The sequence below is a fragment of the Bradyrhizobium sp. Kon58 genome (assembly GCF_055807455.1).
In genome coordinates this window covers 25,544-48,181 of record NZ_JBVVOT010000008.1, presented here as the reverse complement: position 1 = coordinate 48,181, position 22,638 = coordinate 25,544, and the positions used below count along the sequence as shown (strand labels likewise).

At 62.8% G+C, this 22,638-nt stretch carries 17 protein-coding genes; 12 read left to right on the top strand and 5 right to left on the bottom strand.

What is annotated here, in order from left to right; all coding sequences use genetic code 11:
- Positions 1–371 precede the first annotated feature (371 nt).
- The gene (locus AC0L20_RS16105) at positions 372–722 is read right to left on the bottom strand and encodes a hypothetical protein (RefSeq protein WP_473289624.1); all 351 of its coding nucleotides are present in this window, start codon (positions 720–722) and stop codon (positions 372–374) included.
- 88 nt (positions 723–810) lie between these two features.
- Between AC0L20_RS16105 and AC0L20_RS16100 the strand changes: the two genes are divergently transcribed.
- Together AC0L20_RS16100 and AC0L20_RS16095 are read left to right on the top strand one after the other, a co-directional pair.
- Positions 811–1,026: a hypothetical protein gene (locus tag AC0L20_RS16100; RefSeq protein WP_473289622.1), complete on the top strand. Its 216-nt coding sequence runs from the start codon at positions 811–813 to the stop codon at positions 1,024–1,026.
- A gap of 422 nt (positions 1,027–1,448) precedes the next feature.
- Complete coding sequence (locus AC0L20_RS16095; protein ID WP_473289620.1) at positions 1,449–1,634, top strand: hypothetical protein; 186 nt, start codon at positions 1,449–1,451, stop codon at positions 1,632–1,634.
- A gap of 138 nt (positions 1,635–1,772) precedes the next feature.
- Here AC0L20_RS16095 and AC0L20_RS16090 read toward each other — a convergent pair whose 3' ends face one another.
- Together AC0L20_RS16090 and AC0L20_RS16085 are read right to left on the bottom strand one after the other, a co-directional pair.
- The gene (locus AC0L20_RS16090) at positions 1,773–2,816 is read right to left on the bottom strand and encodes a hypothetical protein (RefSeq protein WP_473289618.1); all 1,044 of its coding nucleotides are present in this window, start codon (positions 2,814–2,816) and stop codon (positions 1,773–1,775) included.
- A 47-nt stretch (positions 2,817–2,863) separates the two neighbouring features.
- Positions 2,864–3,268, bottom strand: coding sequence for a hypothetical protein (locus AC0L20_RS16085; protein WP_473289616.1), 405 nt, complete (start codon positions 3,266–3,268; stop codon positions 2,864–2,866).
- A gap of 253 nt (positions 3,269–3,521) precedes the next feature.
- Between AC0L20_RS16085 and AC0L20_RS16080 the strand changes: the two genes are divergently transcribed.
- From AC0L20_RS16080 to AC0L20_RS16045, 8 genes are all read left to right on the top strand, one after another.
- The gene (locus AC0L20_RS16080) at positions 3,522–8,729 is read left to right on the top strand and encodes a DEAD/DEAH box helicase (RefSeq protein WP_473289614.1); all 5,208 of its coding nucleotides are present in this window, start codon (positions 3,522–3,524) and stop codon (positions 8,727–8,729) included.
- A complete protein-coding gene (locus tag AC0L20_RS16075; RefSeq protein ID WP_473289612.1) occupies positions 8,726–11,509 on the top strand; it encodes a helicase-related protein in 2,784 nt (927 codons plus the stop codon). The genes AC0L20_RS16080 and AC0L20_RS16075 overlap by 4 nt, the downstream gene beginning before the upstream one ends.
- A gap of 1 nt (position 11,510) precedes the next feature.
- Positions 11,511–15,947, top strand: a complete 4,437-nt coding sequence (locus tag AC0L20_RS16070; protein ID WP_473289610.1) for an Eco57I restriction-modification methylase domain-containing protein — start codon at positions 11,511–11,513, stop codon at positions 15,945–15,947.
- Complete coding sequence (locus AC0L20_RS16065; RefSeq protein ID WP_473289608.1) at positions 15,937–17,883, top strand: hypothetical protein; 1,947 nt, start codon at positions 15,937–15,939, stop codon at positions 17,881–17,883. Before AC0L20_RS16070 ends, AC0L20_RS16065 begins: the two co-directional genes overlap by 11 nt.
- Positions 17,884–17,959: 76 nt before the next feature.
- On the top strand, positions 17,960–18,721 hold the full coding sequence (locus tag AC0L20_RS16060; RefSeq protein ID WP_473289606.1) for an HNH endonuclease: 762 nt from the start codon (positions 17,960–17,962) through the stop codon (positions 18,719–18,721).
- A 61-nt stretch (positions 18,722–18,782) separates the two neighbouring features.
- Positions 18,783–19,187: a hypothetical protein gene (locus AC0L20_RS16055; RefSeq protein WP_473289604.1), complete on the top strand. Its 405-nt coding sequence runs from the start codon at positions 18,783–18,785 to the stop codon at positions 19,185–19,187.
- An 8-nt stretch (positions 19,188–19,195) separates the two neighbouring features.
- A complete protein-coding gene (locus tag AC0L20_RS16050) occupies positions 19,196–19,645 on the top strand; it encodes a hypothetical protein (RefSeq protein WP_473289602.1) in 450 nt (149 codons plus the stop codon).
- A 4-nt stretch (positions 19,646–19,649) separates the two neighbouring features.
- Positions 19,650–20,372 (top strand): SOS response-associated peptidase, encoded by a 723-nt coding sequence (locus tag AC0L20_RS16045; RefSeq protein ID WP_473289600.1) that lies wholly within the window; start codon positions 19,650–19,652, stop codon positions 20,370–20,372.
- A 4-nt stretch (positions 20,373–20,376) separates the two neighbouring features.
- On the opposite strand, the gene AC0L20_RS16040 is transcribed toward AC0L20_RS16045, so the two are convergent.
- Positions 20,377–20,877 carry a hypothetical protein gene (locus tag AC0L20_RS16040; protein ID WP_473289598.1) on the bottom strand — a complete coding sequence of 167 codons (501 nt, stop codon included), beginning with the start codon at positions 20,875–20,877 and terminating at the stop codon, positions 20,377–20,379.
- A 219-nt stretch (positions 20,878–21,096) separates the two neighbouring features.
- Between AC0L20_RS16040 and AC0L20_RS16035 the strand changes: the two genes are divergently transcribed.
- Entirely contained in the window at positions 21,097–21,333 is a 237-nt protein-coding gene (locus AC0L20_RS16035) for a hypothetical protein (RefSeq protein ID WP_473289984.1), read from the top strand.
- Positions 21,334–21,373: 40 nt separating this feature from the next.
- On the opposite strand, the gene AC0L20_RS16030 is transcribed toward AC0L20_RS16035, so the two are convergent.
- Positions 21,374–21,556, bottom strand: a complete 183-nt coding sequence (locus AC0L20_RS16030; protein ID WP_354099436.1) for a DUF3606 domain-containing protein — start codon at positions 21,554–21,556, stop codon at positions 21,374–21,376.
- 112 nt (positions 21,557–21,668) lie between these two features.
- On the opposite strand from AC0L20_RS16030, the gene ligD reads away from it, so the two are divergent.
- The gene (gene ligD, locus AC0L20_RS16025) at positions 21,669–22,589 is read left to right on the top strand and encodes a non-homologous end-joining DNA ligase (protein ID WP_473289596.1); all 921 of its coding nucleotides are present in this window, start codon (positions 21,669–21,671) and stop codon (positions 22,587–22,589) included.
- Positions 22,590–22,638: the final 49 nt, after the last annotated feature.

The following is a 22,638-nucleotide window of genomic DNA, read 5'->3' as shown; positions in this document are numbered from 1 at the left end:
GCCAACGCGAGCGCGTGCAGTCCTGCGAGTCGTCTCATGTAAATCACCGTTGCGCCTCCAATGGACCGGCGACTCTGGAGAAGCTGAAACCGGTCCGTACTTTACCATTGGGATGACCGAACTTGGTCAACCATGTGGGGCCTCTCGCTCAACTTCAGCAAGGTGCTTCTGAGCCGCGGCGAGTGCGGCTTCCTCCGCGGAGGTGTCTCGCACCCTTAGGAGAGCTGCCTGCGCGGTCTCGACATCATATCGTGCTTCCGAGAGGCGCCGCTGCCGGTCCAGTTCCAGCAATTGGAAAACTCGCTGCTCCCTTACCTCGGGTGATACCTCGTCGATGGTGGCGGAGTTAAGTTTGTAGAACATTCTGTTAGTCATGCGCGGTTCCTCGCGATCTCGTCCATCATGGTCTTGGTGATGCCGGTGGCTCTGGCATGGCGTGCATGCCATGCGGCGTCGAGCGGACGTTTCCGACGCATCTCGCTGATTGTCCGCTCCGCGTCCGGCTTGTCCCGTTGCAGCCCGCCGAAACCGCTCGGAGCACGGTCATGCAGGTCGCGAAGATAGTCTTGGACGGACAGCGAGCCCTTACCGGGGATCGTGATCAGGTCACCGTCCAACTTGCTGCCGGCCAAATCAACTGCGACCGTCGCCATGATCGTGGAGTTGAGCGCGTAGCCCTGGGAGCGTGCAGCAGAGACGACGGCGTCCTCAATTAAGTCCATGCTCATCTCAGGCAGCCTCTCGGCGAAGGGCAGAGATCAGCGCGCGGCGCATCCAGCTTGATCGATTCGGACTGGATGGATCGTCGAGTTGCGCAGCCTGATCGATATGGTCGAGCAGGACCTTCGGGAGCAACATGGTGACGTGCTGCATCGGACTCGACACAAGTTCATGGGTGTCGAAGCTTCGTTTCATTTGGATCTCCAAAATGCAAAAAACCCGCGTGCAGTGAAGCAGCGGGCGCGGGCAGTGGTGGTGCAGGTGATCTGGGCAGGTACGAACGGGCTAATGGTTGTTCGTGTTTAGTTCTGCTATCATCAGGTATTCCCTGCCTTGATTTGCACGAAATGTCAAGTCAAATACCATGTAATTTTGCATGGCTGCCCCGCAATTATTTAGCCTTTTATGGAAGGGGTAACTAGCGCGTCGGCAGCCATCGCCTCGGGTTATCCCCGTTGCCGTTCGCGAACCTTGTGCTCAAGGCGTTTCATGTAGTCGGCCGCAGCTCTATGAGAGCCAAGCAACTTCACGAGCGCCTTTTCAAACTTTTCGGAGTCCTGTCGCCAGTCGACTCGCGCCGGCTTAGCGGTGCAAGTCCCCAAGGGAAAATGCTTCTTGTCTTGGTTCGCCGGGCGGGCGAAAGGCACGTAAACCTGCATGCGGCAGCCCTCGTCTCTGCGCCCCGTGAGCGACCTATTATTGCGTGGTGAGTTTCGCAAGGAGCGAAGATGCGAGCCAGCGAACTTGTGATGGGCTGTGCGTTCGCCGGATGCGGCGCGGGCCTATGGTACCTGTGGCGCAACGCTCAGAACTCGGCGGCGTTCTGGCATAACCTCAGCATACCGTTCATCCTTGGACCACTAGTTGGCGGGCTGCTCGGAATCATCGCCGGAAAACTGCTGGGCCTGACATAGCAATTCAATTTGTCGGCCGGAGGCCCTCCATTGGGGGGTGTCGGCATTAGTGAGGGCCGGCCGAGCGAGAGGCCGGCCGATGTGATGGCGTGGATGAGAAGGGGTCGGCAGCGGCAGTGACGCTGCCGGCTAGGTCGATCAGAACGGTGCGCCTGGGTCGCACTGGCCGCCATAGGTGCCGCACTGCTCGCCGCTGGCACGATCGAAGCGGCGGTTATCGTTCGCAGGGTGCTGCTCATCGTCCGGGTAAGACCCGTCCTCACGTTGCTCTGGATCGAAGCGCACCAGGAAACCTCCAACGCCGCTTTGCCACTGCCCATCGGCCCTGCGGCGTTCCAGGTAGCCACGCGCGACTTGCAGGATCTGACTGGACGGGACGCCAGACCGCAACAGCCTGTGCCAGCGAACCTTCGCTCCCTGGTCGGCAGTCGCCGATGGTTGGTGCTCGGCCTCTTCCGATGTTCCGGTCAGGATACGATTCAGTTCCATCCAATCTTGCTCTGCTTTTTCGCGGCTCTGTTTGTATCCACCGGTCTGCTTCTCGTGCCCCTCCTCCCAGTCGGCGCCAGAGGCGCGCTCCCTCTGAGAAGAGCGAGCGGACACCCCCGACGAATCTTCGTCGGGAATTTGTTGGTCTTTCGGTTGGGCATTGCGTTGGACATTAGGCTTCACCTCACGAAGCACCTCTGCTTCATCTCGCGAAGCACCTGCTTCATCTCGCGAAGCACCTTGCTTCGGCTTCCTGACCTTCCATTCCGCACGCTTCGCTTCCAGGCGGGCCAGTACAGACTCCACTTTCTGAGGGTCCGGCTTGTACCGATTGTTTCCTCCCGACCGATCGATGGTCATGAGACCCTTGCGCAACTTCCTTACCGTGCTGGAGATCGTGGCCTGGCTAAAGCCGTACACGAACTCAAGGTATCGGTAGGAGGGGAAGGCGTATCCTTCCTCGGCATTGAAGTGATCGGCGATCACACCGGCGACCAGCCTTTCACCGCCGGTGAATCCATCCCAGAAGTCGATCGCGCGGCGGACGCGGCTGATGTTCACTGCTATCTGTTCGGACTTGGTGTTGTCGTTGGCGTGTTTGCGTTTTTCGGAATTCCGTGACATAGTGAGCGTACTTGATCCTGTTGGAGTCGAGGGTTCGATCTCAGCGGGTTGAACGGAGATGGTCGACATTTGAAGCCCATGGCGCGTCAACGCTTTGGGCTTTGTCGTTTCTGGGGTCAGGCAGCGACGGCTGGCACCGCCTTACCGGCTGTGATGGCATGCTCGCGTGGCTTGAGGCGCGGCCCTCGGTACAGGTCATCCAAGGCGAGGCGGACTAGGTCATTCCTGGAAAGGCGCAGACGAGCACGGGCATCGTCCATCTGCCGGGCTTCTGCTTCGGTCAGACGGAAGTGGATTTGGGGGAGAGCGTTGTCATTCAACGGAGGCACCTTGAGAATAACTTGACTGGAACAAATCAGGTACACAGAAAATATGGCATAATTAAGATTGCAAGCAAAAACTTTGTTCTCCGATCGGCTTTTAGCAACCCGCCAAGCGCGAAGCCGCCCCAGCGAAAGCCTGGGCATCGCGGCGAAGGGGATCCCGCAGCACACAACTGATGGGTTGACGGCAGTCAGCATGCGGCGGAAGCGTTTGGAGTTAATGGGGAAAGACCCGCACCTCCACTTGCCTCGCCACGCAACCCATGGGACCGTGCGCCAGATTGCACCACTGACAAGGGCACACAATCGGTAGCGGCGGGAAGCTTCCGGAAGGTGAGTTCCGGACGACGTCAACCGCGGGTCAAGGCCGGCTGCGCGACAACACGGCTTTTTAGAGCGCCAAGCAGTGTCTCGCGCTGAATGATGCGTCCTGCAGCCAGGGGAAGTAAGGATGAACGTCTTCGATCTCAGCCGCAATCTGGTCGAAGAGTACGCGCGCTTTTCGCGTTCATTCACTAAGATCGCCGCCACAGACATAAAGTCTCAGCTTGACGCTCAATATGACTCCGGTCAGTTCTGGCCCGAGCCCATCGTCCAGATCAATCCTAAGTTCCTCATCGAGGGCAGCGTTCACGCGTTCGTCGAGCAGAAGCTGCTGCACCCCGGCTGCGACGTCATCTTCAAGGATTGGGCGCTGCGGAAGCATCAAGCCGAATCCATAGTGATGGATCACGATGGCAAGAGCTTCGTGGTCACGACCGGAACAGGCTCGGGCAAGTCGCTCTGCTACTTCATCCCGATCATCAACGCCGCCCTGAAGGCCAGAACAACCGATAGCCGTCCGCGTACCCGCGCCATCGTGATCTATCCGATGAACGCCTTGGCCAACAGCCAGCTGGGCGAACTCGACAAATACTTCAAGGATGTTGCGCCGGATCATCGCGTGACCTATGCGCGCTACACCGGTCAGGAGACCGAGACCGAGCGTCGGACGGTCGCCGACAATCCGCCGGACATCATCCTCACCAACTTCATGATGCTCGAGCTTCTGCTGACCCGACAGGACGAGTTGGACCGTCAGGTCATCGGCAACTGCGAGGGTCTCGACTATCTCGTCCTAGACGAGATCCATACCTATCGAGGTCGGCAGGGAGCCGACGTGGCGATGCTCGTCCGCCGCGCGAAGGATCGCCTCGCGGGCGGCAAGGCGCTAACCTGCATCGGCACGTCGGCGACCATGACGAGCGACGCCGGCGAGCAAGGCAACGCGACCGTCGCCAGAGTGGCCAGCGAACTCTTCGCGACCGCCATCACCAAGGACTGCGTGATCAACGAGACGCTCGAGAGGGTCACGAAGGTCGACGAGACCTGGGAATCCGTGAAGCACGGCTTGGCGAAAGCCGTCAATACCGGCGTCCCGGGCAACGCATCGAACGCGCTGCTAGCAGCCCATCCGCTTTCCATCTGGGCCGAAACCCGGCTCGGTATCGTGCCGGAAACTCCGGGCGGTCGCTGGGTCCGAGCCCGTCCTCTATCTGTTAGCAATGCGGCGGTCGAGCTTTCCAAGGACGCCGGCGTCTCGCCGCAGCTATGCCGCGGCGCTCTCGAGCAACTCTTCCTCGTCGCCAGCAAGTCGGAGAAGGCGCGTACCGGCCGCGGTTCGGACGATCCGTTTTTCGGAGTCCGGCTTCATCAGTTCATCTCGGGCGCCGGCCGCGCATATGCGACCATCGAATCGCCCGGGCAGCGCAAGGTGGTTTTCGACGGGCAACGATTCCTGCCGGGCTCGGGAGGCGAGAAGGCGCTGTTCGCACTCCACTTCTGTCACAACTGCGGTCAGGAGCATCATCCTGTCTGGCTCAAGACGGAGAACGACTCCAAGACATTGGAGCAGCGAGACATCGAGGACCGGCCGCCGGCGGGCAACCGGACCGATGCTCAGGGGCGCGTCTACGGCTTCTTCATGCCGACGCCGCCAACCGGCATCGATTTCAGAGGCGAACCCGACGACTATCCCGACAACTGGGTGGAGCAGGCGAGGGACGGCACCCCGCGTCTCATCGCACGATATCGTCCTTTCCAGCTAGAAAATCTGTCGGTCCGTCCGGACGGAAGTGCGGGAAGCGGCTTGCAGGGGTGGTTTCAGCCGGAGCGCTTCCGATTCTGCGCGGCCTGCGGCGAGACGACCGGCGGGCGAGGATCCGACACGTATCGGCTCGCGGGCCTGACGGCGGAAGGCCGAAGCTCCGCGACGACGATCATCATCGCTTCAATCCTGAAGTGGATGCACGATCAGAACAACTCGATTGACCATCTGAAACGCAAGATACTCGGGTTTACGGACAACCGGCAGGACGGCGCGCTGCAGGCCGGCCACTTCAACGACTTCGTGTTCGTGTCGCTGCTCCGCGCCGCCATGATTTCGGCGCTCCGCAGGGCCGGCGACGATGGTCTCGAAGACGACCTCATGGGGCGTTCGCTCCAGCGTGCCCTTGGGTTCGACCAGAACAGTCCCGACACCTACCCGGAATGGCTCGCCAACCCGAACAGCGAGGGATCGACGCTCAACGACGCCGAACGCGCCGTTCGCGACGTCTTGGCGCACCGAATCTGGGTCGACCAGGGGCGGACGTGGCGCGTCACGAACCCGAATCTCGAGCGGCTCGGTCTGATGCGCGTCGAATACAAGGGGCTCGACGCGCTCTGCCGCAACGAGGAGAAGTTCAAGGACTCGCACCCGATCCTGCGAAACGCTACGCCGGACCGTCGCAAGCGCGCGTTCACAGTGCTGCTCGACCACATGCGGAAGTCGCTCGCAGTCGCGACCGACAGCCTCGATCAGTCTTCGATCGAAGCGCTGCAGCGCCGCTCCGCACTTCTGAAGGCGCCATGGACGCTTTCGGACGAGCGGCCCCGGATCGGCGCCGCACTGGTGCTGGGGCGGTCGCAACGCACGCAGATCCCGGCGGACGAAGAGGTCTTGCGCGTCCGCGGAGGGCCGACCAGCGCGCTCGGGCGATTGCTCTCCGACTTCTCGATCTGGGGCACGCGCCTCACCACCGCCGACTATCGGTCCGTCGTGTTCGACATGCTGCGCGCGGCAGAAAACCAGATCGTCCGCAAGCGCCCGATGTTCATGGGCGAGCGCATCGACAACTGGGACATCTACGGCAACGCCGTGGTCTTCAAGCTCGGCGACGGCGTTCCTCCGGACGAGAGAGAACCCAACCCGTTCTTTCTCGAGTTCTACAAGGCGCTGGCCGCGATGATCGACGGCAGAAACCGCGCCGTGTTCTCGTTCGAGGCCCGCGAACACACCGCTCAGGTCGACAACAAGACGCGCCAGCTTCGCGAAGCGCGCTTCCGCTGGCGAGACCCCGACAAGAAGCGCCTGAAGCAAGCGGAATTCCAGGAGAAGTTCCAGGAGATCGCCGACACCGAGAGTTTCCTGCCCGTCCTGGTCTGTTCGCCGACCATGGAGCTCGGCGTCGACATCGCCGACCTCGACGCCGTCTACTTGCGCAACGTTCCGCCGACGCCGGCGAACTACGCGCAACGCAGCGGCCGCGCCGGCCGCGGGGGTCAACCCGCGCTTATCGTGACCTATTGCGCCGCCCAGAGTCCTCACGATCAGTATTTCTTCCGGGATCCGGCGGCCGTGGTGAAGGGCCATGTCAGGCCGCCGACGATCGACCTCACCAATCAGGATCTGGTCGAAAGCCATCTGCAGGCGATCTGGCTTGCCGAGACGCGCGCCATCCTGAACGCGCAGATCGCGCAGGTCGTGGACCTCGGGACCGAGGACAGAAAGCTGGTGGGCGAAATCGCTGGGAAGATCGGCGATGCGGACGCCGCGCAAAGGGCGCTCGGCCGCATCAGCGGAATGCTGAAGGGCCTATTCGAGGACACGAAGCTCACCCCCGCTTGGCTCGGCGATCTTCCGACGTACGCCCAAAGCATCGTGGGCCATTCTCCTGTGCGCTTCGACGAAGCCTTCAATCGGTGGCGCAACCTGCTCGCCTCCGCGGAGAAGCAGTATCGGGAAGCCAACGAGACGTTCACGCGACACGGCGCCACGCGCGAAGAGCACCGGATGGCCGAGCGGCTGCGCGATCTGGCCGGGGCGCAGATCAAACTGTTGCGCGACGGGTCCGAGTCCTACCAGTCCGACTACTACACCTACCGATACCTTGCGACGGAAGGGTTCCTGCCTGGCTACAACTTCCCCAGGCTGCCTCTCACGGCGTACGTCACGTCCGGATCAAACCGCCGAAACCAGTCGGTGATCCAGAGGCCGCGCTTCCTCGCCATCAGCGAGTTCGGTCCGAGAAGCCTCGTCTATCACGAGGGGCGCACGCACCGCGTCGTCCGCGTGCTGCTCAACGCAGGCATGAACACCGGAAGCGGAGACTTGACCACACAGCGTTTCTTCGTCTGCGGCGCGTGCGGAGCGTCCCACCAGGCGCCCAAGCCGGAGTTCTGCCACGTCTGCAATGCGGCCCTGGCAGGCTGCGAGGAAATCCCGCACTGCTACAAAATCGAGAACGTCCAGACCGCGCCGGCCGCCCGCGTCACGGCGAACGACGAGGAGCGTCAGCGGCAAGGGTTCGAGATCAGAACCGGCTTCCAGTGGCCGCAGCGACACAACGGTCGACTTGACGTCAAGAGCGCCCTCCTCGAGGACGACGAGGGCGTCATTGCGTCGCTCACCTTCGCGCCGGCGACGCCCATCAAGCGCTTCAACGTCGGACTTCGTCGGCGCGATCCGCAGGCGGGGCTCGGGTTCAACATCAATCCGCGGAACGGCTACTGGGAGCGCGCGTTCGACGACGACGAGGCGGACGCGCCGCCCGACCCCACCCGCGCCGTCCCGCAGCCGATCGTTCCTTACGTCGAGGACCGCAAGAACGCGCTGCTGCTGCGGTTCGGCGGCGAGACTCGCGACGCGACCGAGATGGCCGACCTCCAGTACGCCATCCTCCGCGGGTTGGAAATGACGTTCCAGCTGGAAGAGGGCGAGTTGCTCGGCGAGGCGCTTCCCTCGCGGGGAGACCGTCGCGCCATCCTGATCTACGAAGCCGCCGAGGGTGGGGCCGGCGTCCTTGGGCGCATCGTGGAGGATCCGCGCGCGTTCGGTCAGGTCATCGGGGAGGCCATCCGAATCTGTCATTTTGATGAGCGGCGATTCGCCTGTACGCCGGCGGAAAAGGACCTGCACGACGTGGAGGGCGCCGCCTGCGTCGCCGGCTGCTATCGCTGTCTCCTCTCCTACTACAACCAGATCGATCACGAGGCGATCGACCGGCGGAATCCGCAATTCAAGAGAACGCTGTCCAGGCTCGCGCGCTGCAGGATGAGGATCGAGGATCCGGCGGCACCGTTGGAGGCCAGGCCGGAGTTCGTGGACCGGTTTCACGGGGCCATGATCGCGCACGGAATCCAGCCGTTCGACGCCAAGCCATTGTTGGTCAACGGCGCGAGCCTGCCGTTCATCTGGCGCTCCGGACGCGTCGTCGCGGTGTACGAGGAAGAGCTTCCGACGCTCGCCGACGCGTTGCAGGATCTATCTCTGGCCGTGGTGCCCTTGCCGAGGGGTAGGGAGATCGATGCCGCCATCCTTAACACGCTCGCAGCAGCACTTACGGGTACCGCGAAATGAACGAAGTCGTGAGGTTCACACCGGGCGACCTCGTCCGCGCGCGCGGGCGGGAATGGGTGGTTCTCCCCGGAACGAGCGGAGAGACGCTTCGGGTCCGTCCGCTGTCCGGGTCCGAATCCGACTGGCTGACCATCGACCCCGTGCTCGAAATCGAGCCGGTGGAATCCGCGAGCTTCCCGGATCCTGACGGCAAGCGGATCGGCCCTCAAGACGAAGCGCTCCTCATGCGGGACGCGTTTCAGCTGGCACTGCGCAGAGGCGCGGGTCCCTTCCGCGGCGCGGGCCGCGTCGCCTTCGAACCGAGATCCTACCAACTCGTTCCATTGATGATGGCCCTCAAGCTGGACCCGGTCCGGCTGCTCATCGCAGATGACGTCGGAATCGGCAAGACCATCGAGGCGGGACTCATCGCGCGCGAGCTCTACGACCGCGGCGAGATCCAGCGGTGCGCCGTCCTGTGTCCACCCCATCTCGTCGAGCAGTGGGTCACGCAGCTTAACACCAAATTCCATCTGCCCGCGATCGCGGTGACGGCAGGCACCGCCGCCCGCCTCGAGCGGGATCTGCCGACGGCGGACAGCATCTTCAGGGCCTACCCCTTCACGGTCGTTAGCCTGGACTACATCAAGTCGGACCGCCGACGTCACGAGTTCATCCGCTCGTGCCCAGAATTCGTTATCGTCGACGAGGCTCACGCCTGCGTCGGCGCCGGCGACACCACACATCAACGGTATCAGCTTCTGCAAGAGCTCGGAGAAGCCGTCGACAGGCATCTCGTCCTTCTGACCGCGACCCCGCACAGCGGAGATGTAGAGGCGTTCCACAAGCTGCTGGCTCTGCTCGATTCTGATTTCGGCGGACTGGGCGATGCCGGCGGCACGGCATACACCAAATTGCGCGAGCGGCTGGCAGCCCATTTCGTCCAACGGCGGCGCGTCGACATCGAGGCCTGGAAGGAGCCGGGGCTCTTTCCGCGTCGAGAGGAAGACGAGACAACCTACAGGCTCACGGGCGAGCACGAAGCGTTCATGGACATGGTGCTCGACTACTGCACCGAGATCGTCGAGCGCGTCGGACATGACCAACGGAAGCAGCGCCTCGCCTTCTGGGGAATGCTCGCGCTCATGAGATGCATCGGCTCGAGCCCGGCGGCGGCGCTGCAGGCGCTGCGGACGAGGCTAGGCCTCGAAGAAGACGTGCTCGACCAGACCTCTTTGTTCGACGGGGATGGCGAAGACCTCGTTGCGGACGACGTCGAGCCCGCCACGGCCCAGGACGGGGATCTCGTTGCGCTTGTCGAGATGGCGCAGCGTCTCGCGGAGTATCCGAAGAAGGACCCCAAACTGAAGAAGCTTGCGGGTCGGCTCGAAGGCATGCTGAAGGAGGGCTTCTCGCCCATCATCTTCTGCCGCTACATCTCGACGGCGGAGTGGGTGGGCGAAGCGGTGCGGAAGTGGTTTCCGGACCACGGCGTCGAAGTCGTCACGGGGCGGCTTCCCGCGGACGAACGAAGGGCCCGGGTCGCCGCAATGGGCGCGATGGATCGCAGGATTCTCGTGGCGACGGACTGCCTCTCGGAAGGTATCGACCTGCAGGAAGACTTCGACGCTGTTGTCCACTACGACATGTCGTGGAATCCGACGCGCCACCAACAGCGCAACGGTCGCGTCGATCGCTTCGGCCAACCGAGAGATCTGGTACGGACGCTTCTGATCTATGGGGAGAACAATCCCGTCGACGGCGCTATCCTCGAAGTCATCCTGAGGAAGGCGAAGGCCATCCAGAAGGATACCGGCGTACCCGTGCCGCTCCCCGACGACGACCGCCGCATGACGGAGGCGCTGCTCAAGGCTCTGCTGCTGCGACGGAAGTCCGAGCGGGCCGGCCGCGGCAAGCAGATGGCGTTCGACTTCGCGTCGATTCCGGAGGCCGAACGGCTGGACGCGGCCTGGCGGGACGCCGCCGAAAAGGAGAAACGTAATCTCACCATCTTCGCTCAGCGCAGCCTCAAGCCCGAGGACGTGATGCCCGAATGGGAGAAGACGCTCGACGTTCTCGGCAATCCTCGACAGGTTTCGCGCTTCCTCGAACACGCCCTTCGGCGCTTCGACGTGCCGTTCGTCAAGGAAGCCGACGAATACCGGCTGGACGCGAGGAAGCTGCCAGAGGCTCTCGCAAGCCGGCTGCAGGACTCCGAACTCGGCGATCAAATCCGGATCCGCCGCACCGGTGGCAGCAATCACCACCTTCATCGCTCCCATCCGTTGGTCGAAGCGCTCGCCGAGCTCCTGATCGAGAACAGCTTGGACGAGAAGACTGAGACCGAGAACTACGCGGCGCTGGCTCGGACCGGGGCGTGGTCGACCGCCGCTGTGAAGAAACCCACCACCGTGTTCCTGCTGCGGATACGCCATCGCATCGTGACGGCCGGCGCATCCGGAGACACTACGTTGCTCGCAGAGGAAACAAGCGCACTGGCTTTCGAGGGCCTCTCGGCCCAGGCCTGCCTTTCCGGGCCGGCCGCCGGCGCCTTCGTCGAGGCGACGGCGGCCCACGAAACGTCGGCGACTGCAAGGGAACGCGAGGTGGCCTCCGCGCTGTCGCGGCTTCCTGGCTTGAAGGAAGCGATCGAAAGCCACGCGCGAGACCGCGCTCAGGCGCTCGTCGCGGATCACCGCCGCGTCCGCGAGGCCGTCAAAGGGGCTGGCCGCATCGACGTCTTTCCCGTGACGCCCGTCGACGTCGTCGGCGCGTATGCTCTCGTTCCGGAATTGGTGTGACATGGCTCGCCGCACCAGCCTCCAATTCGACGCCCTGCAGATCGAGGGAGCGCTTCTGCTTCCGGACGTGGTCGCGAAGATCGCCTCCCAAGAGGCCGGAGGTTCGACCGCGGAAAGCTACGGTATCCTTCCAGGACTGAAGCTGCGGGACGAAATCGGTCGCTCCTATCAGATCGGACGGGCCCTCTGGCAACGTTTCGAGATGGGTAAAGGTGGCAAGAACTCCGATCTCGCCTATCGCCAGTTCGGCAAGGACCTCCTCACCAACGTGTTGGGGTTCCGGTTCGACGACGGCAAGTCGAAGCTGCCGGCGAGCGGCTTCGAACTTCTTTCGGCCAAGCATGGCCGCGTCCCTCTCGCCATCGCCGGCATGCACGGTCTCGACCGGGCCGAAACCGTCGCCGTGGTCGGCGGTTCGTCGGTCCGCCGCTCTCCGACGACAGCGGCCCAGGGCGAGTTGAATTCGAGCGACCGCGCCCTGTGGGGGATCGCGACCGACGGCGCAAATCTTCGGATCCTGCGCGACACCGCGAGTTTGACCCGACCCGCGCTGATCGAGTTCGATCTCGACCGTATCTTCCGGACCGATCTCTACTCCGACTTCACGCTTTTCTGGCTCCTGGGCCATGAAAGCCGCTTCGGCAGCGAAGATGCTCCTCCGTCCGATTGCGCGCTGGAAGCCTGGCGCGAGGAAGGGCGGGAGCGCGGCGTAGCCATCCGCGGGCGGCTGCGTGACAGCGTCGAAGAAGCGCTTTTCGAGCTCGGCAGCGGGGTTCTGGAACATCCGGCCAACGTCCTACTGCGCAACAGACTGACCGCCGGGTCGGCAGGGCTGTTGTCGAAGCCGGACTTCTTCCGCCAGCTGCTGCGTCTGGTCTACCGGTTGATCTTCGTCATGACTGCGGAGGATCGGGATATCCTGTTCTCGCCGGACGCCGCTCAGGACAGCAAGTCGGCCTACGGGACTGGCTACTCGCTCGCCAGGCTCCGCGAGCGGTCGCGCATCAAGGCGGCCTGGGACCGTCACCATGATGCATTCGAAGGCGTAAAGATCGTCTTCCGTTCGCTCGGCTCCGGACAGAAGCGACTCGGGCTCCCGGCCCTCGGAGGATTGTTCGATTCGGATCAGACCCCCGACCTAAATTCGGCGACGATCTCCAACAAGCGCTTCCTAGCTGCGCTGTTCAACCTCGCTTGGCTACGGGAGCCGACCGGCCTGGTCCGGATCAACTGGCGCGACATGGCGACGGAAGAGTTCGGATCCGTCTACGAAAGCCTGCTCGAGCTCGCACCCGAGATCGACGACCGCGCGACCAAGTTCTACTTCGCGAACGGCGTCGGCGACACGCGCGAGAGCGAAATAACGACCAACAGCGGGCATTCGCGGAAGACCACCAGCAGCTACTACACGAAGGACGCGCTCGTCGAATTTCTTCTTGATTCCGCTCTCGATCCTCTGATCGAGAAGACAGTTGCGGAAAATCCGGGCAATCCCGACGCGCTTCTGCGGTTGACGGCGCTGGATCCCGCATGCGGTTCCGGACACTTCATCCTGGGCGCCGCCCGCCGCATCGCGCAGCGGCTCGCGGATCTTCGCAATCCCGGCGCCGCATCGATCGCCGAATATCGACATGCCCTTCGTGAGGTTGTCGCCAATTGCATCTACGGGGTCGATCAGAACGAGCTTGCCGTCGAACTCTGCCGGGTCGCGCTGTGGATCGAAGCCGTCGAACCGGGCAAACCGTTGACGTTCCTCGACGCGAGAATCCGGCACGGCAACAGCCTGATCGGGGTCGCGGATCTCAAGCTGCTCGAGGGGGGCATTCCGGATGCGGCATATTCGACGCTCGATGAGGACGACAAGGATGCCGCCTCGTTCTATCGCTCCCTGAACAAGGCGCAGCGCAACGAAGACGGAAAGAACAAGAACCAGCAGAGATTCTCATTCGCGGGAGCGCCACGCGGTCTCTTGGAGGCCGTCCGAGCCTTCGAGAGCATGCCGCAGGACGACGTGAACCAGGTCCAGGCGAAGGCGGAGCAATTCGCGCAGTTTCACGATAGCGACGAGTGGAAGCGGCTGAAGCTGGCGTGCGATCTGTTCGTTTCTCCGTTTTTCATGCCGAAAGAAACTCCTGCGCCCAGATCGGCGCCAGAAGGCACCATTCCGACGACTGACGATGTTTGGCTTTGTCTTCGCGGCAGCAGCGTCCGCTCCGAGATTGCTGAGCGCGCGTCCCGGGCGGCCGAGGCGGTTCGCGTCTTTCACTGGCCCCTGATGTTTCCGGAAGTCTTCCTCGCGCGCGGGGGGTTCGATATCGTCCTCGGCAATCCGCCTTGGGACACCATGAGCCCCGACGCAAAGGAATTTTTTGCGCCCTACGATCCTCAGGTCAGGTTTCTCTCCCCGGGTGATCAATCGAGCCGCATCGAAGAACTGAGAAAACTGCCTGGCGTGGACGATGCGTGGCGGCAATACGGCCGAAGCCTGTACGAAGCCGCGCGGTTCATGAAGGACAGCGGCCGCTTCACGCTCTTCGCGGAGGGCAACCTGGGCAAGGGCGACTTCAACGTGTATAGGATGTTCACCGAGCTGGCGCTCAGGAGCACGCGGCCCTCGGGGCACGCCGCCCAGTTCGTACCGGAGAATTTGTACAACGGCGCCAACGCCGCCGCGATCCGCCGCTTCCTCTTCGATAGAACCGAGCTCAAGCAACTCGTCGGGTTCGAGAACACCAAGCGGGTCTGGTTCGACATCGATACCCGAGCGAAGTTTTGCATGTACGTCGCTAGGCCCGGCGGCACGACCTCCTCCTTCGCTGCCGCATTCGGCACGAACAGCCTGAAGAAGCTGCACTCGCTGGCTGAAGGCTTGCCTTTCGAAATTCCCACGTCGCTGGTCAGCGAATTCAGCCCCGACGCACTCGCCGTCGCCGAAGTTGCGCATCAATCCGACATAGACATTTCGCGAAAGGTCTACGCCGCGTTTCCAAAATTCGGAGAAGGCTGGCTGGACCCGGACTTTAGGCCATACAGCCGTGAACTTGACATGGGCAATGATCGCGAAACTTTCGGGAACGATGCCGATGGCGTACCGATCTATGAAGGGCGCATGGTCGAAGCATTCGATCACCGCGCCAAGGCCTATTCGTCGGGTCGAGGCCGCAAGGCGGTGTGGCATGACCTAGCGTTCGAAACCTCCGCGAAGTCCATTACGCCCCAGTGGCGCGTGTCAGAAGGCGAGATCCCCAAGAAGCTGCGCAATCGATGGCGTCGTGTCCGCGCGGGATTCTGCGACGTCGCCAGTCCTACGAACCAGCGGGCCTTTGTCGCTGCACTCATTCCGCCGAATACGATATGCGGCCACAAAGTGCCGACTGTCCTGTTGGAGGACGAGGACCCGCGAAGCTTGTTGCTGTGGCTCGCTGTGGCCAATTCATTCGCAGTGGACTTCATCGTCCGAAAGAAGGTTGGCTTGACCATGTCGCTCACACTCGTCGACAGCCTTCCCCTGCCGAAGCACTTCGATGGAACTCCTGTGTCCTTCGAGGTCGCCAAGCGCGCCCTCAAACTCGCGGCGACCGGTGAAGAACTGCGCATGTTCTGGGAGGAGGTTGCCCCTACGCTAGGGATGGATGCCTTCGAAGACGCGCCCTGCGAGGACGAGGTCGAGAGACGCAAGCTCAGGAACGAGTTGGACACGCTGGTTGCTCGCGACGTGTTCGGCCTGAGCCAGACGGAGATCCGCTACGTCATGGATCCTGCTGACGTCTTGGGAGAGGACTGTGGATTCGAGACGTTTGGCGCCCTTAAGCGCGCCGAAATCAAGGAGCACGGGAGCTTCGTGACGCGGGACGCCATCATGGCCGAGTGGCGCAATCTGGCCGTTCCGGCCCAGGCCCCGCAACATCAGGCGCCGGCTTCTCAACCTCCGGTGCCCGTCGCCGCCGACCTGAAGGACGGAGCATGGGCGCGCCCGTCCATTCCTATCGGCGTGGACGAAGTCACCATTCTTCTGGCCGCTATCATAAAGCATCTGCCCGGCCCGACCCCTGACTGGAAGATTCGGCTTGCATTTCTGTGCACGCTCGAGCCACGAAGGCTGTTGCCTCATCTCGCGGCCAAGGACGCGTCCGAATGGAGCCGGCTGGTCGGTGCGGAGGCAGCGCCTGCGAGCACCACCAACCTCGTAGCTTTCGCGCCGAAGATCGACGCGAATTGGCGCGACGCGACCAACCACATGATCGGAAACAGACGCATCAAGGAAGACGTCAAGGCTCGGACCTGGGCGGCCGGCACAGGCCTGGATGGATTGCGGACCGACGGATGGTTCGGCCGCGCTGCGTTCGTTCTGGATGCTCTGCGAGATATCTCGCCGGATACGCTCGCCGCCGACCTGCCGGTCGAGGATCAGATGTGGATCGGCATCCGTGCAGCGTGATCTTTTCCCGAGGACATCGCTGTCGCTCTCTCCGCAGGCAGGGCGCAGCAACCCGCGGCTTTGGGTCCGCAAACTCGTCGTCTGGAGCGACCCAGGCAAGGAAATCAGAACGGTCGACCTGCGGCCTGGTCTAAACGTCGTCTGGTCTCCCGATGCGGAAATCGGGAGCTCGGATCCGATCGGTCATGGCGGCGGTAAGACCACGTTCTGCCGCATGCTTCGCTATTGCCTCGGCGAAGACAGCTTCTCTCCGGCCGAACAGCGGAATCGCATCATCGAGACCTTCCCGGAAGGCATGGTCGGCGCCGAAGTCATGATCGAGGGCGTCTGCTGGGCCGTCGTACGATTTTTCGGTCGCCGACACCCGATCGTCGTCAGCGGTGCAGTTTCTCTCGAAGACGCCTTCTCTCCGAACGTCGACAAGACCGACCTGTCCAGCTTCAGGAAGAAGCTGGTCGGCGAGGTCATCGGAGACGCTGGCAGGCTGATGCCTTCGAGCATCGATCCGGCCCGCCGATGGGAAGCCGTCCTTGCCTGGATGACCCGAGATCAGGAATGCCGGCTCCGCCATCATTTCGAATGGCGCGATCCGGAGAGCGATTCCGGGTCCCCGGTCGGAGGCCGCTCGAAGGACGACCTGCTTGCGATCGTACGTGCCGCGATTGGAGCCCTCACGACGGCCGAGATTGAGGCACGAGCCCGCGAAGAGGAGCAGAGCTCGGAATTGAGCAGACTGCGTGCCGAGCTGGGTAGATTCGATTGGCAACTCGCACGCGTCGGCGCCGATCTGAAACAGGCCAACAGACTCGGCGCAGTCGGATCCGAAACCCAGATGGAAATGGAAGTCATCAAGAAGCTGGTCGCGGATCGGGCACGTTCAGCCCTAGGCCTACCCGAGAACGCCCTCACCGAGCTGGAGCCTGCCAGAGCTGAACGGGAGCGTGCTACGCGCGCGCTCCGCGAACTAGAACGGCGGCAAACAGAGAACGACTTCAAGATCGAGTACGCCAAACGCGAGCTTTCGCTGGTCGAAGCCCAACTGCCCACAGCCAGCGCCGAACTAGACAGAAACAGGAACCCCGTCTGCCCAATCTGCAAAGTCGCGCTCGACACCGCCCTGATCGAAGGTTGCCAATTGGCCAAGGAGTGCGATCTCGACGAATTACAGCAAAGGATCGCAGCGACAGAAGCGCAGGTGCAAGAGCTCGGGGATAGAGTCGTCCAGCTACAGGCCGCCGCCGCGCCGCTCAAATCAGAGCTCGCGATCGCACGGCAGACCGCGGAGCGTGCCGATCGTACGGTGTCGCGACTCGAGACCGCGCTGGTGGCTCATTCCCGCGCCCTTCGCGAGGCAAATCGCCAGGCCGACGAGATCGAGCGTCACGGAGCACTGGCGAGGGAACGCGCCGGGACCGCAAGCGTGATTGCCCACCTCGAGTCAGAGGTCGCGCAAACCAAAGAATCGATCTCCGAACTTTTGGCTTCGCAGGCAGCCGTGATGCGCGACCTGTCCCTCAAGTTCGACGGCGTGGTCAGAGAATTGGTTCCGGGAAACGTCTCCGGAAGCGCCAGCCTGGACCGAAGGGGCCTGTCGCTGAAGATCGAGTACGACGGGATTCGCTCCACGGCCGCGATCGAATCCTGGAAGATCGTCGCGTTCGATCTCGCGGCCTTGGCGATGACGATCGAAGGCAACACACGTTTGCCTGGACTACTACTGCACGACAGCCCGCGGGAAGCGGATCTCGGTATGTCTCTCTACGAACGCCTGTTCAAGTTCATCCGTAAGCTCGAAGGAGTCGGTCCGGCTCCGCTGTTCCAATACATCGTTACGACCACGACCGAGCCGCCAAAAGAATTTCGAAAGGAGCCTTGGCTGAGGCTGGAGCTAAAAGGGTCGCCGGCGCAGGAGCGTTTCCTTAAAGTCGACCTTTGACAGGGCGAAGAACTTCGACTTGCAGGGCAAGGCGTCGCCCTTCAATCTACGACATCCACCCTGCGGAGACCTTGCCGTGCTGCAGTATCACAACCGAATTCGACTGGAGAAGATCGCGAGGGACTGCGGCTTCGAGATCATCGTCGATTCTGACGACAATGGACTTACCTTTGCGAGCAGCCTGGTGCGCGATCGTCTGCGTTTGGAAGCCCGAAGGAACGCATTCTTCGTCGAGGCAAGCTCGAAGGCGTTGATGGAGGAATTGACAACCAATTTCCTGCCGGGCCGATCCGATTGCTCGACAGACGGTAGATTCGTGATGACCTCAAGCACGTTGGCACTGCACGACGTCGCTGAACGGGTGTTTCAGTTGTCGATGTCGATGCCGTCGCGCCCCTTGGATGTCTTTCGGTCCGAAACGGCGAGTCTGCCGAAGACGACGGAAGCGGAGCGCTTGGTTGTGCAGCGCGTGGGTCAAGACATTTTCAGGGAGGCTCTGGATAAATACTGGGCCGGCAGATGCGCTGTCACCAGCATAGGCGATAGGGCGCTGCTTAGGGCGAGCCATGTGCACCCTTGGGCGGAGTGCGCGACGGACGATGAGCGGCTCGACGCCTATAACGGTGTGCTTCTGGTCGCTGACTTGGATGCGGCGTTCGACGCCGTCCTCATCAGTTTCGACGCGTCGGGCGCGGCCTTGTATTCGAAGCACCTGACGCCGGAGGGAAGGGCAGCCCTCGCCTTCAAGCTCGACGGCCGGGCCGTGCCGTTCACCGACAGGCATCAGGCCTACTTGCAAAGACATCGAGTCCGGTTCGAGGCCAGGCAGAACGGTTGAAGCCGGCCAACCCGGGCAAGTTCCGACTCGACCAAACGTTCTTGTTATGTTCTAATTGCACATGATCGATCGCCCCGCTAGCTGGCGCATGCCGAAGCCCAAGGAGATGGAGAAAATGGCCCGTCGCCTTGCCGCCAACGGGCCGCTGCGTGAACCGACTCCGGACGGTGATCTTCCGCAGGAATACTGGCAGGCGCTTCTGGACGACCCTCGCGTCGCCGCCGGCGTAGGCCGCCCCCCAACTTCATCCGGAAGTGCGCCGCGGCTAGACCAAATTCCGCTAGATTTACTGCGGGTGGGTTGCCGGCGCTGCGGCCGGACCGTCGAGATCAAAAAGGTCGATGCCGTCCGCCTCTATGGTCCGGATGCCGTCTGGCGGAGCGTCGGCCAGCGCTTACTGGGAAATATTTGCACGCAGCGGACCGGGCGCCATGAGGAAGACGGCTGCTGGCCGCTATTCGAGTAGCGCCAGCGATGGCGCCGAAACACCACCCGACTCCCCTCTCCGGAGGAGACCGAAAGGCCCTCGCCAAGGAGCTCGGCCGCGCCCGCGCCATGACGACGATCTTGGCCGTACAGTCGGCAGAAGCGAGGGCGAAGGCTGAGGCCCTGATCCGGACGGCGGACAAGCTGCTGTGCGAAAGCTGGAATGAACGCATGTGGTCGGATGGCGAACCTATCGACCCATCGCCGACGATCGACCAGGCGATCAACGGCGGCTATAGCTGGCTCCAGATCGAATGCTCCCGCTGCAAAGCCGCCCGCGACGTCGACATGGCCACGCTGCGCCATCCGCCGACCACTTTCGTCCACGACTTAGCCAGCCGACTTCGCTGCAGCAAGTGTGCGAAGGCGGGACGCCGGCCGGCCGCTACCCTGCTGCAGCTGGCGCAGCGGGCACGCCATCCGGACCAGGAGACCTGAAGACTTGTGCAATCTCTACTCGATCACCACCAACCAGGCCGCGATCAGCGCGCTGTTCCGCGTCGTCAACCGGTACGTCGGCAACCTCGCGCCGATGCCCGGCGTGTTTCCGGATTACGAGGCACCGATCGTCCGGACCGGCGCCGAGGGCCGGGAGCTCGCGACCGCGCGCTGGGGCATGCCGTCGTCGTCCAAAGCGTTGATGGACGCGACGAAGAAGCGCGCGGAGAAGCTGCGAGCCAAGGGCAAGACGGTCGACTTCAAGGAATTGCTCCGGATGGAGCCCGACGGCGGCACGACGAACATCCGCAACGTAAGAAGCAAACATTGGACACGCTGGCTCGGCGTGGAGAACCGCTGCGTCGTGCCGTTCAACAGCTTCAGCGAGTTCAACAAAGCCGAAGGCGGCGATATCTGGTTCGCACTCGACGAGTCCCGCCCGCTCGCCTGCTTCGCCGGTATCTGGACGAACTGGACATCGGTCCGCAAGGTCAAGGAAGGCGAGACCACCAACGACCTCTATGCGTTCCTGACAACAGAGGCGAATGCCGAAGTGTTCGCCATCCATCCCAAGGCCATGCCCGTGATCCTGACGACGCCCGACGAGGTCGAGACCTGGATGACCGCACCTGCCGAGGAAGCTCTGAAGCTGCAGCGGCCGCTTCCGGACGGGGCGCTCCGGATCGTTGCCCGCGGCGTGAAGGAGGACCCCGCGCCCGCCGCTTGAACGATCAGCGACTGTCTTCGCACTGCTTCAGCTTCTTCACGACCGCCGAGCTTTCGACGACCTTCCCGTCGCGGCTGAGCGGCACGTAGGCAGCCTTCCGTCCCTCCGCGTCCGTCACTTCGATGACTTGCGGCATCGTGTCGGGATATTCGCCGGCGTGCTCTTTGGTTTCGATGTGGTAGCCCTCGAAGCGCATGTCTCTGCCGTCCATTGTCGGATCCTGAGGGCGCCTCTCCGGCGGCATCGGCGGCAGATCGGGCTCAACCGCATTCCTCGGCGGAGAGCTCCAGGGGGGAGCTCCTCGATCGAGGAGGCGCCGGAGTTCGGCGACGGCCTTCCCGCGCTGTTCGAGCTCCTCGACGGCGGCGACGACCTCGTCCCGATCGAGGACGTCGAGAAGATCGTTGATCGTCCCCTCGCAGTCCCTCTCGCCCGGTTCCACGTAGCGCGCCAGGATGGCCTGCGCCCGCTCGACGGCTTCCAGCACCTGCTTATCGGCGTTCATCGACGTATTCCACGCAACTCACACGCGCCGATTCAATGGGGCCACAGGCCCCTTGTTCCTGACCCCGCACCGGTCGGAACAGGGTGGAAAAGCCGAGTCCCCCCGATTTCGAATCCCAGGGCTGTGATAGCAGCGCGGAACGCACCGCGGCCTCCAAGGATTCGCCGGACAGATGCCAGGAGCAATTCGATGCTGATGTTCAAGTAAAGGCGTCCGGCGATCCGGACGCTGCGCAGCTGGGCCATCGCTGTACTGCAGGAGGCCGGCGCCATCCGCGAGTGCGAGGAGCACGGCTGGATGCAGGACCGCGCCGATCCCCATGCCCGCGAGCGGGCATTCGAGATCGCACGGCGGGATCCGCCGGCGGGCGTCTCCTGCGAAGATGCGATCGCAGATCTGCGTGACGTGCTGGACTCGATCGGGGATAGCTGTCCGGAATGTCCGGCAGAGCAGTAGAACGCGGCCCCCCCTCTACTCGACACCCCGAACCAGAGACCTAACGGCCGAGGCGCTTGTCCACGCTCTTGCGCGAGTTGCCGACCTTCTTGACGGCCTTCTTCACCGCCGACGCTGACCTCCCGGTCTTCTTCGCCTCATAGCGCACTTCGTGCTTCTGACCGCCCGCCACTTTGGCCCGATCCTGTTTGCGTCCGCGTGCCGTCTTCTTCGTTGCCGCCATAGGCTCCTCCTGGTGAGTTGGTGGATGAGGATGCCAACGCCGCAAAGGATTCGCGGGTTCCGGAACGATCCAAACCGTGTCAGTTTGAATCGGTTGTTGCGCGGAGTCCCGAGTGGCGTTTCAGCGTAGAAAACCGGCGGCCATCGGCATCAGGGCGCCGTTCCCCGGCTTCATCGAACCGGCCTTGGCAACCTCGGTCGACAAGGTGCCGTCCGGCGCCCGCTGGATTCACGAAATCAAGTTCGACGGCTACCGCGTGCAGGTCCATCTCGCCAACGAGGCGGCCAAGGTCTTCACGCGACGCGGACACGATTGGACCAACCGCTTCAAGAAGGTCGCCGAGGATGCCTGGCACATTAAGGCAAGTTCGGCGATCATCGACGGGGAGATCGTGGTGCCCGCAGCCGACGGCACCACCGATTTCTCGGTCCTGCAGAACGAGCTCAAGGGTAAGTCGACCAGCATCGTCCTCGTCGCATTCGACCTCCTTTATCTGAACGGCCGCGACCTCCGGAAGCTGCCGCTGGTCGCGCGCAAGGCCGAGCTCAAGAAGATCATCGCCGGCACCAACGTGCAGTTCAGCGAGAGCTTCGAGATCGAGGGGCGGTCGATGTTCGAGCATGCCTGCAAACTCGGCCTCGAGGGTGTGGTCTCCAAGGTCCGGGACAGCGTCTATGCCAGCGGCCGCGGCAGCAATTGGGTCAAGAAGACCTGCGCGCAGCGTGAGACCCTGACGATCGCCGGCTTCGCGCTCGACGAAGGCAAGTGGGACGGCATCTATCTCGGGCGGCGCAAGGGAGCCGACCTAGTCTACGCAGGCAAAGTCGATCACGGGTTCGACAAGGTCACCGCCGCCGACCTGCAGAAGCGGCTGAAGCCCCTGATCCGAAAGACGCAGCCCTACTCGAAGCGGATCGCCCACAAAGGCATCTGGGTGGAGCCGAAGCTGCTCGCCGAGATCGAGTACCGGGCCAAGTCAGCGGAAGGAAAAGTGCGCCACCCGTTCTTCAAGGGACTGCGGGAGGATCTGTGATTGACGCCGCCTGGCTGATTAGCCCCATCGTTATGTTGTCCCCCCTTAA